General features: G+C 55.3%; 12 protein-coding genes and 1 tRNA gene. 5 read left to right on the top strand and 8 right to left on the bottom strand.

The annotated features are described in order from the left end of the window. Positions 1–14: 14 nt before the first annotated feature. Both AC27K1_RS09020 and AC27K1_RS09015 read left to right on the top strand, forming a co-directional pair. Positions 15–731, top strand: coding sequence for an aspartate/glutamate racemase family protein (locus tag AC27K1_RS09020; RefSeq protein ID WP_487149958.1), 717 nt, complete (start codon positions 15–17; stop codon positions 729–731). 154 nt (positions 732–885) lie between these two features. Next, positions 886–962, top strand: a tRNA-Pro gene (locus tag AC27K1_RS09015). 100 nt (positions 963–1,062) lie between these two features. Here the strand turns inward: AC27K1_RS09015 and AC27K1_RS09010 are convergent. Next, positions 1,063–2,505, bottom strand: a complete 1,443-nt coding sequence (locus tag AC27K1_RS09010; RefSeq protein WP_487149957.1) for a histidine phosphatase family protein — start codon at positions 2,503–2,505, stop codon at positions 1,063–1,065. Positions 2,506–2,651: 146 nt separating this feature from the next. Beyond that, positions 2,652–3,467 carry a Cof-type HAD-IIB family hydrolase gene (locus AC27K1_RS09005; RefSeq protein WP_487149956.1) on the bottom strand — a complete coding sequence of 272 codons (816 nt, stop codon included), beginning with the start codon at positions 3,465–3,467 and terminating at the stop codon, positions 2,652–2,654. 30 nt (positions 3,468–3,497) lie between these two features. Between AC27K1_RS09005 and AC27K1_RS09000 the strand changes: the two genes are divergently transcribed. Both AC27K1_RS09000 and AC27K1_RS08995 read left to right on the top strand, forming a co-directional pair. Next, positions 3,498–3,641, top strand: a complete 144-nt coding sequence (locus AC27K1_RS09000) for a hypothetical protein (RefSeq protein ID WP_487149954.1) — start codon at positions 3,498–3,500, stop codon at positions 3,639–3,641. Positions 3,642–3,757: 116 nt separating this feature from the next. Next, positions 3,758–4,609, top strand: a complete 852-nt coding sequence (locus AC27K1_RS08995; protein WP_487149953.1) for a 23S rRNA (adenine(2030)-N(6))-methyltransferase RlmJ — start codon at positions 3,758–3,760, stop codon at positions 4,607–4,609. Between the two features lie 153 nt (positions 4,610–4,762). Here AC27K1_RS08995 and AC27K1_RS08990 read toward each other — a convergent pair whose 3' ends face one another. From AC27K1_RS08990 to AC27K1_RS08965, 6 genes are all read right to left on the bottom strand, one after another. Next, positions 4,763–5,845 carry a BMP family ABC transporter substrate-binding protein gene (locus tag AC27K1_RS08990; RefSeq protein ID WP_487149952.1) on the bottom strand — a complete coding sequence of 361 codons (1,083 nt, stop codon included), beginning with the start codon at positions 5,843–5,845 and terminating at the stop codon, positions 4,763–4,765. 65 nt (positions 5,846–5,910) lie between these two features. Next, a complete protein-coding gene (locus AC27K1_RS08985) occupies positions 5,911–6,837 on the bottom strand; it encodes an ABC transporter permease (RefSeq protein WP_487149951.1) in 927 nt (308 codons plus the stop codon). A 1-nt stretch (position 6,838) separates the two neighbouring features. After that, positions 6,839–7,954 (bottom strand): ABC transporter permease, encoded by a 1,116-nt coding sequence (locus tag AC27K1_RS08980; protein ID WP_487149950.1) that lies wholly within the window; start codon positions 7,952–7,954, stop codon positions 6,839–6,841. Beyond that, a complete protein-coding gene (locus AC27K1_RS08975; protein WP_487149949.1) occupies positions 7,938–9,572 on the bottom strand; it encodes an ABC transporter ATP-binding protein in 1,635 nt (544 codons plus the stop codon). Before AC27K1_RS08975 ends, AC27K1_RS08980 begins: the two co-directional genes overlap by 17 nt. Before the next feature lie 322 nt (positions 9,573–9,894). Further along, the gene (locus AC27K1_RS08970) at positions 9,895–10,353 is read right to left on the bottom strand and encodes a DUF2147 domain-containing protein (RefSeq protein ID WP_487149948.1); all 459 of its coding nucleotides are present in this window, start codon (positions 10,351–10,353) and stop codon (positions 9,895–9,897) included. A 142-nt stretch (positions 10,354–10,495) separates the two neighbouring features. Continuing rightward, positions 10,496–11,506 carry a GlxA family transcriptional regulator gene (locus AC27K1_RS08965; RefSeq protein WP_487149947.1) on the bottom strand — a complete coding sequence of 337 codons (1,011 nt, stop codon included), beginning with the start codon at positions 11,504–11,506 and terminating at the stop codon, positions 10,496–10,498. A gap of 182 nt (positions 11,507–11,688) precedes the next feature. Between AC27K1_RS08965 and AC27K1_RS08960 the strand changes: the two genes are divergently transcribed. Further along, positions 11,689–13,521 carry a beta-ketoacyl synthase gene (locus AC27K1_RS08960; RefSeq protein WP_487149946.1) on the top strand — a complete coding sequence of 611 codons (1,833 nt, stop codon included), beginning with the start codon at positions 11,689–11,691 and terminating at the stop codon, positions 13,519–13,521. Positions 13,522–13,555 lie beyond the last annotated feature (34 nt).

The following is a 13,555-nucleotide window of genomic DNA, read 5'->3' as shown; positions in this document are numbered from 1 at the left end:
GGTATCATTCATCCATGAAAACAATAGGGCTCCTTGGCGGTATGAGCTGGGAATCTACCGCCAGTTATTATCGGGCCATCAATGAAGGTGTCCGGCAGGCGCTGGGTGGTCTGCATTCGGCAAAGATTTGCCTTTACAGTGTGAATTTCGAAGAAATAGAGATTCTGCAACAGCAGGGACGCTGGGACGAGGCGGGCGCCATGCTTGCCCGTGCGGCCCGGTCGGTGGAGGCGGGAGGGGCGGATTTTCTGCTTTTGTGCACCAATACAATGCATAAAGTCGCGCCTGCCATTGAGGCAGCGATTTCCATTCCGCTACTGCATATTGCCGATGCCACGGCGCAACGGCTGGTCAACGACAATGTCAGGACTGTTGGTCTGCTGGGTACACAATTCACCATGGCGCAGGATTTCTACAAGGGCCGGATTAAACATCAGTATGGTGTTGAGGTCCTTGTGCCGGATGAGTCGGCTCAGACTATTGTCCACAGTGTTATTTATTCAGAACTCTGCATGGGCAGAATGACGGATGAATCCAGGCAGCAGTATCTGGCAATCATTGATCAGTTAGTTGCTCAAGGTGCCGAAGCCATTATTCTGGGGTGTACGGAAATTGGTTTATTGGTGAAGCCACACCATACATCTGTGCCTTTGTATGACACCACTCTCATACATGCCGAGCGGGCAGTCAATCTTGCTACAGGACAGGATAATGGTGACAAGCCGGTATGAGTGATAGCTGTATGCCGCATCGGTGTGGCGGGGGAAAGAGACGGTAATGCTTATCATAAAGGGTTTACGGTATCTCCCTATCTTGCATCAACCGGGAGGCTGACGTAGTATGCATCCCGCAGCTGGCAAGGGCTATGTCCTGTTTGGTTGTCGTCGGAGCGTAGCGCAGCTTGGTAGCGCACCACAATGGGGTTGTGGGGGTCGGAGGTTCGAATCCTCTCGCTCCGACCAGTTTGAAAAAAAGCGAGCAATGTGAATTGCTCGCTTTTTTTGTGCGTGCATTTTCAGTGGTTCCCTTCCTGTCGTTTTCCCGGGTTTCAAAAGCAGTCCTTTATATAATGTTATCCGATGCTGAGGATTCATTTTCCCTGGCAGAGGATGATAGAGACTGCACACTATGCTCATCGACCTTGCAGGCTTTTTTCATCTTGTCCTGGTACTTGGCATGTTTGTAATGCTGTTGTACTTCCCGCCAGTCACAGAGTGCCTGTTTCGAACAGGGCGGGAAGGGAAACGGTACCACCTTTTCATTCAGTAGCATTCTCAACTTGAGACCGTCGCGGCATTCATACAGTTGCCAGTAAAGGTTTGCGCCCATCGGTAGTTGCCGGGATGTGTTCCAGCTAAGGTAGCGCTCCTCTTCCGTCCCGCTGGTTTTGATAACGCCAATGCTTTGCAGCAGTGGTGCCAGCGTTGCGTCATGTGCAAAACGGAAATGCGCCCTGACGTCTGACTCATCCTGTGCAGCCGCACCGGTGGTATCAAGAAAGTGCTGAAGAATCGGCATGCCCATACTGGACTGGATATTATCCATCACGACAGCCGGTCCCATGTTGTAATAATAAATATGATTGGTGATATCGCCGAGCCACTGTACGAGCGTTAGCCAACTGTCATCGGGTGTCCACTCGGTTAAGGTGTCGCAAATGCCAAAAGACTGGTCCAGCGGGTTTTCAATGCGGCATAACTGAAAAAGGTTCACTGCAAGGCGTACGGATTTTTCATCGGACAGACCGGCAACCAGGTGATCGGCAAATCGGGTGGTACACTCCGGTCGTGTGTTGCCCAGGTGGTTGATGAAATCGGCGGTGGCTGATTTCGCCTGGGGTTTGAGGACGCGATCCAGGCGTGGGCAATGGAAAAACGGGCTGAGCATCTCGGTCATTTTCTTTTCTGGCATGACGGGTCGAATAACCACGTGCATGTTTTCTCCCAGCTCCCGGGCCAGCCCTTCCTTGAATATTCTCAGGCTGTGTTCTGTCCTGTCCGTCTTGCTGGTGCCGTTTGCTATGCTGAGCTGTTGGCTGTTACGGGTTTCAGGTCTCAGCATCCGGGCAGCGCGTTGCCCCAGTGCGAGCTGTTCATTGATTCCCTTGTGAGTCAGCTGGGCCATCAACTGGGGATTGTTGCGAAACCAGTCTTCCATGCGCTGAATGTTGTAGCGTAGTTGGGTACCGGTCGGGGTCAGGGGCCGGGTGCCAACCAGTGTTTCAAACTCACCGATCAGTGCTAATACATCCTCCAGTTCAATCGGGTAACGGGAGCCGTGCCGGCCCAGGTGGTTGAGATGCAATAACTGGCAGCCGGCAGGTTCTGGGGGTATGGCACGGGGTTTGGGATAGGCTCTGTGGGTGCCCAGGTAGGGCTGGAGCCGGGTGTTCCGTTGCGTGTTTTCACTGTTTTTCCCGGTTGGTTGCTCTGCCATACTCCATAAGGGCACCAACAGAAGAAAGTAAAGACAGGTGAGAACGAGCGAGCAATGCTTGGCTGACACGGAATGGCTCCTTCATGATAGAGCAAGGCAGCATAGACCAATTGCACGGGTTAGCTAGGCATTGATTGTAGCCCTTTGCACTGAAGCCATTAGGAAGAATCCGTTCGGGAAAGGCTACCCGCGACAGGGTTTGTCGCGGGTAAGGATCAGGCTGATGTGCGTTCGCCGAGGTAGTAATCGCTCAGGTAACGGGCAACACCATCGTTGTTGTTCGAGAGGGTCATGTTGAGATCCGGCAGCTTGGCTTTCAGTAACGGATCAGCGTTTTCCATGCAGACACCGCGTCCTGCCAGTGTCAGCATTTCCAGGTCATTGAGGCCATCACCAAAGGCCATGATGTCACCCGGTTTTGCGTGTAGCCGAGGCAGAAGCTCAGCCAGCGCCTGGCCTTTATTGACACCGGCAGTCATGACCTCCAGGCAGCCCGGCAATGACCAGGTGCTACTGACCCGGTCACCGAACGTATCCCGGATGATCGCTTCCAGCGGTAGCAGTGTTTCCCGGTTTCTGGCGTTGAAAAAGACTTTGCAGACCCTGTCGACCGGCATGTCGGCAGCGGCGCTGACATGATAGGTGAATCCGGAATCCCGGTGGTATTCGGCCAGCTCGGGAAATGCCCGGGTGACAAACCAGCGGTCTTCCTGGTTGACGCTCATCAGGGTGCTCTCGGCAAACTGCTCGGAAATGGCATACAGTTCGCTCAGCAGGCTGGCATCCAGATCGTGCCTGACCAGCACTTCATCCTCCGGGCTGTGGATACGTGCGCCATTGGAACTGATCAGGTACATGGGGATGCCAAGCTGATCCCGGAAGTAACGGGCATCCCCCCAGGGGCGACCGGTTGCCATGATAAAGCGGATGCCACCGCTCAGTTGGCGAAAAATGGCGAGTGAGGTGTCGGAAATGGCATGATCCTGGTTAAGCAGCGTGCCGTCCAGGTCGGTGACAACAATACGGTACATCGAAATTCCTTGGTCAGGCTGGGGGAGCCAGTGTCGTTTTTATGGGTGGCGCATGATTTGGATGTTGTTGTTGGCCAGCTGAAAGCCCGATTGTATGCGGCGAATCCGACGGGCTGTTATGACATGGGGCAAGGTTTTGTAATGGACATGAATGCGCAGAATGCCAACGTGTGAAGGCGCCATTTGTCGTAAACGGAAACCATACTGGTTATCCGGTCTGTCTATGATTGAAGGGTTACCGCTATACTCCTGCCTTTTTCAGCCTTACCCTGGCCCCGTGGAGAGAGCCTTTGCTCAGTTACCGTCACAGTTTTCATGCCGGCAATCATGCCGATGTGCTCAAGCATGCCACCCAGGCATTGATCCTTGAAAAGCTTAAGGCCAAGGACAAGCCTTTTGTTTATCTCGACAGTCACAGTGGTGCAGGTCTGTACCGGCTGGATAGTGAAGAAGCCCGCAAGACAGCGGAATATGAAACCGGTATTGGTCGGTTGTTTGCGCAATTGGGCGATTATCCTGAACTCTCATCTTACGATGCCGTGATCAGACAACTGAATCCGAAAGGAGCGTTGCAATACTATCCGGGTTCACCTGCCATTGCTGGAGCCATGCTGCGTGAACAGGATCAGCTGGCGCTGATGGAGTTGCATAACCGCGAGATTGACGTGCTGCGGAAAAACATGGGACGTGACCGGCGAGTCACTATCCATCACCGTGACGGTTTCGAGGGATTGTCTGCGATTCTGCCGTTGCCGGTGCGTCGTGGTCTGGTGCTGATTGATCCTTCCTATGAAATCAAGGAGGACTATCAACATACGCTTAATGCCGTGGTTTCGGCCTGGAAGAAATGGCCGGTGGGGATTTTTGCGATCTGGTATCCCATTCTTTCACGCCAACGCGACCGGAGTCGCTGGTTGCTTGAGCAGCTGGCCCGAGAGCCGTTTGCCAATCTTCTGGTGGCGGAGCTGGCGGTTTCAGAACAGGCCGAAGATTATGGTATGCACGGTTCCGGCATGGTGATTGTCAATGCTCCCTGGCAATTGGATGAGCAGTTGTCGGCATTGTTGCCTCGCCTTCAGGATTGCCTGGCGCCGAACGGGCAGGGACAGTGCCGGGTGGAATGGCTGATCGAGCCAAGGTAACAGACGGCTTCTTGATCCGATTGCTTGTTCTTCTGATGGATTGTCAGGAGGCCTGAATCAGGAAGCGAATTGGGTCGGTGAATGCGTTGTCCTAGGCTTGTACCTGACCACCATTCGTAGTGGTCAGGTTGTTTAATATCCGGCGAACAATTTTTATTTGGGCAGCTTGCCGTCAACCCCTTCAACATACCAGTTCATGGAGAGAATATCCGGATCGGTCAGTGTGGTTCCCGCTGCCACCTTTACTGAACCATCCTGGGCTTTAATAGGGCCCTGGAAGATAGCCAGTTCGCCGTTTGACAACTCGGCTTTAAGGGCTTCGACCTGCTTGACTACAGATTCGGGGATGGCTTTGTTGTACGGCGCCATTTCAATCATACCGGCGGCGAAACCGCCCCAGACATCACCGGCTTTCCAGTTCTTGTCCAGCACAGCTTTGGTTGTATCGGTGTAATAACCCGACCAGTCGACCAGGCTGCCGGTCAGGTGAGCATCGGGACCAAACCGGGTCATGTCGGTGTCATAGCCAAACGCGTAAACGCCTTTATCCTGGGCGGCTTGTACCGGCGCCGGTGAATCCGTGTGCTGGTTAATAATGTCAGCGCCTTGTGCGATAAGGCTTTCAGCTGCCTCGCGCTCTTTGGCGGGGTCATACCAGCTGTTGATCCAGACCACTTTCACCTTGGCGTCCGGATTAACGGAGCGCAGTCCCAGGGTAAAGGCATTAATACCCTGAACAACTTCCGGTATCGGGAAGGAGCCCACGTAACCAATCGTATTGGACTGGGTCATGTGGCCGGCGATCACACCCGTCAGGTAGCGTCCTTCATAGAAACGGGCGGAATAGGTGCCAACGTTCTTCGCCCGCTTGTAGCCGGTGGCGTGCTGGAACTTAACATTAGGGAATTGCTTCGCTACTTTCAGGGTCGGGTTCATGTAGCCGAACGAGGTGGTGAAGATGAGGTCATGGCCCTGTTGCGCTAATGTGCGAATTACCCGCTCCGCGTCGGCGCCTTCAGCGACACTTTCAACGAAGGTGGTTTCCACTTTCTCTTCACCGAGGCTTTCCAGCATTTCGCGGCGGCCCTCGTCGTGGCCATACGTCCATCCGGCGTCGCCTACCGGGCCGACGTAGACAAAACCGACTTTCAACGGTTTTTCCGCACTGGCCATGGCCAGGCTTGAGAGGGCAGCGGTCATAAGTATGGCCGCAGTCTGTTTCAGCAGTTTTTTCATTGTGACTCCCGTGTTGTGACTGCTTGTTGTCGTTATTGTCTGCTCAATGATGGATGGCACCGTGTTTAATGACCGGGATGCCAGGGCTTGCCAAGTGACATGGGCGCCATCAGGTGTTTTCGTGCCTGGTTCTGTGACAGCAGAACCAGTACAACGATGGTCGCAAGATAGGGCAGCGTTGCCAGCAGGTTGGATGACACACTGACACCGGTACCCTGCAGCACCAGATGCAAGATACTTGCCGCGCCAAACAACCAGGCACCCAGAATAATCCGTCCGACCCGCCAGCTGGCGAACACCACCAGTGCCAAGGCAATCCAGCCTCGCCCGGCGGTCATGTTTTCAGTCCACAGCGGCGTGTAGGCCAGTGACAGATACGCGCCGCCGAGACCCGCCATGGCACCACCAAAGAGCACGGCCAGGTAGCGCACCGGCATCACCGGAAGCCCGACAGCTGTCGCCGAGTGAGGGTTTTCTCCAACCGCCAGGGTTGTGAGGCCTGCGTGCGTAAAGCGGAAAAAGCACCACACCAGCACGGTCAGAATCAGTGAGACATAGACCAGGGGGTCTTGTGTGAACAATGCCTTGCCGATAACGGGAATCTCAGACAGCCAGGGAATGACCATGGGCTGAATGCCAGTCAGGGCACGACCGACATAATCACCACCAATCCAGGCGCTGAGGCCTGTGCCGATAATGGTGAGCGCCAGCCCCGTGGCAACCTGGTTGGCGCGCAGGTTTAGTGCCACCAGTCCGAACAGCAGCGCCATGGCGACACCGGCTGTCATGCCTATCAAAACACCGAGGGTCAGGCTACCGGTGGTGACGGCGCCCATAAAACCGGCCACGGCCCCCATCAGCATCATGCCTTCCTGGCCCAGGTTCAACACACCGGATTTTTCACAGACCATTTCGCCCAGCGCTACCAGTAACAGTGGGGTGCCGGTACGCACCATGGCAAACAGAATGCTGGTTAGCAGATCAATATCCATGTCAGCCCTCCACAGCGTTGGTGATGGTTGCAGCAGGTGATTGCTCGACGACATTGGTCGAATGTTTCAGGCGTATGCGGTATCCGACCAGGAAGTCGCAAGCCAGCAGGAACATCAGCAGCATCCCCTGGAACAGGCTGCCCAGGGCTAGCGGTAGGCCGAGGCTGATCTGACCCATCTCTCCGCCCATGTAGACCAGCGCCATCAGTGCGCTGGCCAGGGTAATACCCACGGGGTGCAACCGTCCCAGGAAAGCGACGATGATGGCAGCATAGCCATACCCCGGTGAGACCTGCGGCACCAGCTGGCCAATGGGGCCGGTCACTTCACTGATGCCGGCAAGGCCGGCCAATGCACCACAAAAGAGAAAGCTGAAATAGACCAGTTTCTTTTCGCTGAAGCCGGCGTATCCTGCCGCGCCACGATCCAGCCCGATGACCCGCAACTGGAACCCGATAAATAACCGGCTCATTAACACCCAGACAACCACAACAGCCAGCAGGGCAAACAGCAGCCCGGGATGGAGTCGGGTACCTTCAATCAGTATGGGTAGTGTGACCGCGTCTTCAAACAGGGCGGATTGCGGGAAGTTAAAGCCATAGGGGTCCATCAATGGGCCATGTACCCCGAACAGCAGCAGGTTCAGGGCAATATAGTTGAGCATGATGGTGGTCAGGATTTCATTGGTATTGCAGTGGTTGCGCAGAAAAGCCGGTATTGCTGCCCAGGCGAGTCCAGCGGCGGCGCCTGACAGGAGCACAACCGGCAGTGCAACGACGCCCAGTGTTTCAACCCATTCCAGGGCGACATACCCGCCGATCAGGGCGCCCATCACGAACTGGCCTTCTGCCCCGATATTCCAGATGCTGGCCCTGAAGCAAATGGCAAGGCCCAGTGCGCAGAGCAGCATAGGCGCTGCTTTAATACAGAGTTCCGCAACGCCGTACCAGGAGCTGATGGGCGCAATAAAAAAGGTGTAGAGACCATTCAGCGGATCCTGTCCCTGCCACAGGAAAATGAGTACACCGGCTGCCAGGGTCAGCAGGGTCGCCAGCACCGGTGACAGGTAGGCTATCACCCGGGAATCCTGCGGCCGTCGTTCAATGCTCAGGCGCATACGTTTCCTCCGGGCTTTCTGGTGTTGGATTGGCAGGTGTTAAAGTGATGTCGTCTACGGTGAACAGACCGGCCATCCAGCTCCCCACTTCATCAAGGCTGACGTCAGTGGTCGGTTTTATAGGTGACAATTGACCATTACACAGTGCGCCGATTCGGTCGCTTATCTGGAACAGTTCATCCAGGTCTTCAGAAATAACAATGATGGAAGCGCCCGCATCACGCAGGGCAACCAGGGCTTCATGAATGGTGTTGGCTGCACCGACATCGACGCCCCAGGTAGGATGTGCACAGACCAGCACCTGGGGACGCTGCAGAATCTCCCGACCGATAATGAATTTTTGCAGGTTGCCGCCGGACAAGCTTTTGGCCGCCGCTTTACTGGTGGACGTCTTGACGCCAAAGTGTTCGATGATGCGGTGGGCGAACGCCGTGACGCGCCGGTTGCGGACAAACCCGCCGGTCACGGTATCCTGCAGAAAACCGGTCAGCAGGGTGTTGTCGCGAAGGTGCATATCCGGCACCGCGCCGCGCCCCAGGCGTTCTTCCGGTACCACGCAAATGCCGTTTGCCCGTCGGCGACGGGGTGACCAGTGGCCGATAGGCTGATCGTCCATCTGTAAACTCTGTTTGACGCTGGCGCGTCGTTCACCGCTAAGCAGTGATAACAGCTCTTTCTGACCATTACCGGCCACCCCGGCAATACCCAGGATTTCACCACGTAAAGCAGAAAAGTGAACTCCTTTGAGGGTTGTCCCAAAGCTGTGATCCGCCGGTTCGGACAACTGGTCAATAACCAGTGCAGCGTTTTTGCCGGTCTGGCTGGGATAGCGGGTATGCAGGCGGGCATTGTTGCCGACCATCATCCTGGCCATGGCCTGGGGCGCGGTGGTTTTGGGATTGCACTGACCGGTGATGCGGCCATGACGAAGGATCGTGGCGGTGTGGCAGAGTGCCTGCACCTCGTGCAGCTTGTGGCTGATAAACAGAATGCTGCAACCTTCCTGGCTCAACCGTCGCAGGACAATAAACAGTTTGTCGACTTCAGAAGGGGTCAGAACCGATGTGGGTTCATCCAGGATCAGCAGGCGGACTTTCTGGATAAGGCAACGGATAATCTCCACACGCTGTCGTTCACCCGTCGAGAGTGTATGGACATGGCGGTCAGGATCGACCGGCATCCCATACTGTTCAGCGGTTTCGGTAATGCGCCTGGCCAGGGCTTTCAGGTTGCCGGTACTTTTTTTGCCGAGGGAGAGGGCAATGTTCTGTGCGACGGTGAGGGTTTCGAACAGGGAAAAATGCTGAAACACCATGCCGATGCCCAGCTGCCTGGCCTGTGCCGGTGAGTTCAGTCTGATGGGCTTTCCGTCCCACCAGATTTGTCCTCTGTCTGGTTGGGTGACGCCGTAGAGGATTTTCATCAACGTGCTTTTGCCCGCGCCGTTTTCACCCAGCAGGGCGTGGATCTCGCCGGGTTGAATCGACAGGGCAATATTGTCGCTGGCAATGACGCCGGGATAGGTTTTGGTGACGCCCTCGCAACGGATGCGGGGGATGGCATCCGTTTCCGTGGGATGGCCTGAATCCATAAGCGTGCTGCTCCGGTTGTGTGGCACGGTCTGATTCCTTTCAGCCCTGCTGTGTTGTTATTGGTCTGTTTGGCGCAGGTGGTCGGTGATTATTGGGATGATGGCCGACCATTCAAAACGGTTGTTTGTCTGTTACACGTCAGTTTTTGACGACAACCGTTTCTCTATGAGGCGATATTGTATGACAAAACGCGGGTTCTGAAAGCCCGTCAGGACGCTGAACGGGATTATCTTTTGATAAACAAGGAAGAAGTTAACGCGATTTAGGTGAGGAGTGTCTAAAAACAGGGTGTTCATGCGCATGTTCTCTATCGGCGAGCACATGCGCAGTGATCTTACAAAAGAGATGTTAGCCTTCGACCTTTTCCCAGACCTGGGAACGGCCAATCAGTGCAAAACCAATGAACCCACGGACTTCCAGCTTCTTGCCGCCATCCAGTACTTTCATGTTGGCGGAGTAAACCTTGCCGTTTTCCGGATCCAGGATCTTGCCGTCTTCATACTGGCCATCCTTGTCTTTCATGTTCCAGATAATGGTCATGCCTTCGATGGGCTGATTCTTGCGGCTGCCATCGCACTTCTTGCAGACTTCCTGGCGCTTGGTTTCGTCCATGATCTGCAGAACTTTGCCGGTCAGTACGCCATTGTCTTCCTGGATGGTAACGATGCTTTTCACTTCACCGGTTTCATCATCAATGGTTTTCCACTGGCCTACTGCTGTTTGTGCCATGACCTGGCTGGTGGCGAAAAGTGCGGCCAGAACAATCATGACCTGCTTGATATTGGGCAAAAAGGCAGAGAATTTCATGATGACATTTCCTTGTTGCAATCCGACAGTTGGGTTCTTGAAATCGGTGGTGCGAAAGTCTATCACCAACCCGACAGGGCGATCAGTGGCTGAATCGTAAAGTTGTTTACGGCGTGTAAGTCAGTCACAACAGAAAGGGAGATTATAGTTTGAATAATTTCCCTCTGACACTCAGGCGATAGTCAGACGGAGTCACCTGGATTTTCTGTTTGAACAAGCGACAGAAGTAGCCGGTATCCTGAAAACCGGTATGCAGGGCGACTTCCGTGATACCCAGGTTGGTGGTTTTCAGCAAATCCCTGGCTGCTGCCAGCCGGAGGTTGTTCAGATATTCCAGTGGTGTGACGCCGGTTGCTTCCTTGAAACGTCGATTCAACGAGCGTTGGCTCAGGGAGAAGTGAGCGGCCAGTTCGCGCATATTCACGAGTTCACCCAGGTGCTCATGCAGCCATTGCTGGATGGTGATAATGGTTTCATCCTCATGGGCACTGTCTTGCTCGAAAGAATAAAACACGTCATTCAGCGGCCGGCGAATTTCCGGGGAGAACTGCCGTTCAACGCGGGCAGCGACGGTGTCATCAAAGAAGTGACTGATCAGATGCACCATCAGGTCGGCAACCGAGTTGACGCTGCCGGCACAGTAAAGTTGGCCGCTCTGGGTAATCAGGTGGTGTCGTTTCAGGATCACCCGGGGAAACAGGTGCTCAAACTGATCCAGGTAGTGCCAGTGGGTGGTGGCTGGTTTTCCATCGAGTAGTCCTGCTCCTGCCATCAGGTAAACACCTGTGCCAGCGGCGCAGATCAGTGCGCCATCCTGATAGCGCTCGCGCAACCACTCAATCAGATCCGGATAGCGCTGTAGCAGCGGACGGGGGTTACGCCACAGGGCAGGCAGGATAATCAGATTGCAGTGCTCTATATCCAGATAGCTGCAATCGGGAAGGAGTCGGAGGCCGCCACTCAGAGTGAGGGGCGCGCTGTCATGGCTTGCGGTTACCAGGGAGAGATTCGGATAGCTGGCATTCAGGCTGTCACTGATCGTTTTCGCGGCAGACAGCATCTCGGCAGGCAGGCTGATGCTGGTCCCGATCATGCGGTCAAGCGCCACCATGCAGACAGAGAGGGTGGCAGGATTCTCGATAGGTATTTCCACGGTTTTTGCCTGTTTTGGCCAATATGTCTAATTATATGGCCAAAATAGCGAATTGGTAGGCGGTCGCCCTGAATACACTATGAATTAAAGACATTTAGTCATTACTTGATTCAGAGGGCGGAATCACCAATTCCACCCGGGTCGGCGTCTGCTCCGGCCCTGGATATCCGGAGGTTGTTAGGTTGTCCAGATTACCCGTTATCGTTGCCCAGGGCGGCATTGGCCCGGCGGGCCGTACATCCGGCTTTAATGCCTATTGCCGTCTCGTGTTCGAAGCCCTGGGGCAGGAACAGGCCGATCATACCCTTTCCAGCCTGGCGGCTTTGACCGGTGGCGATTCTGCCGATCAGAAGCGGCTGCTGGATGACACGCTGATCCGGAAGCTGGATGGCACCCTGTTTGATCCTGATCATACGCCACTTCACAACCTGCTCAAGGTGCAGGATGGGAGCCAGCTGATTCTCCGTCGTCGCCAGCTGCCAAAAGATTTGCCATCCGGATGGCAGGTGACCGAGCTCGATAGCGACCGTGTTCTGGTGAATTTCGGTAGCGATCAGTCACTGTTGGTGCCAGCGACGCAGCCTTCACCGGTGTATGCGGCGGGTCAACTGCCGACCGGTTTCCATCCTGAAAAGCTGTATCAATCCCGCAACCATCCCCGTGGCCTGGCCATGACCGTGTACGGGGCTTCTGATGCATTGATGTCACTGGGGATTCCGTTCGAAACCCTGAAGCAGCAGATCAGTCCTGACCAGATTTCAGTGTATGCCGGCAGCAGCATGAGCCAGCTGGATCACAACGGCAACGGCGGCATGCTGCAGGCGCGTCTTCAGGGTAAGCGGGTGACGTCCAAGCAGTTGCCGCTGGGCTTTGCGGAGATGCCGGCGGATTTCATCAATGCTTATGTGCTGGGCAGCTTTGGTAGCACGGGCACGAATATGGGCGCCTGCGCTACCTTCCTGTACAACCTGCGTCAGGGTATTAATGATATTCGCTCCGGCCGTGCGCGGCTGGTAATCGTCGGCAACAGTGAGGCCCCACTGACACCCGAAGTGATTGACGGTTACACCAATATGGGGGCTCTGGCTTCTGACAAGAACCTTCGTGTGCTGGACCGTCTTGGCAAAAATGACATTCCGGATTACCGCCGTGCCTGCCGTCCGTTTGGCGAGAACTGTGGCTTTACCCTGGCGGAATCTGCCCAGTTCTTTGTGCTGATGGACGATGAACTCGCCTTGCAAACCGGCGCCCCTATCCTTGGTGCGGTGGCCGATGTGTTTGTGAACGCCGATGGTCACAAGCAATCCATCTCCGGCCCGGGTGCAGGCAACTACATTACCTTTGCCAAGGCCGTGTCGCTGGCCTGCAGTATCTTTGGCGATGAGGTGGTGCGTAATCACTCCTTTGTTCAGGCTCACGGTTCCGGTACGCCGCAGAACCGGATTACCGAATCCCATATTCTGGATGAAGTGGCCCGTACCTTCGGGATCACACGCTGGCCGGTCACCGCGATCAAGAGCCGGGTTGGGCACTCACTGGCTACGGCAGCCGGAGATCAGCTGATGGCAACCCTGGGTGTCTGGCAGCACGGTCTGATTCCGGGCATCCCCACGATCGACCGTATTGCGGATGACGTGCATCAGGAACGTTTGCAAGTGGTGACTGAACACTTGGCGGCGGGTCGTGATGGTCTGGATATGGCTTTCCTGAACGCCAAGGGCTTCGGCGGCAATAACGCAACCGCCATGGTGATTGCGCCACAGCGGGTGCACAGCATGCTGGAGAAACGCCACGGCCAGTCCGCCATGACGGCATGGCACCAGCGTAATGAGTCCGTCGTTGAAACTGCGGCTGCCTATGAGCAGGGCATGTGTGCGGGAACCGTCTCACCGCTGTACCGCTTTGGTGAAAATGTCATTACCGACAGCGAGATCCGCCTGAGCCGTGAGCAGGTGGAACTGGGTGACGTATCCGTGTCGCTGCGTATGGACAACCCTTGGGCTGACTGCGTTTAATACCCCCCTTGCAGGCTGGCGTCCGTCCAGCCTG

The sequence above is a fragment of the Kistimonas ophiarachnellae genome, from assembly GCF_057552235.1.
Note: the sequence above shows the minus strand (reverse complement) of the source record. Positions and strands in the feature narration are given on the sequence as shown.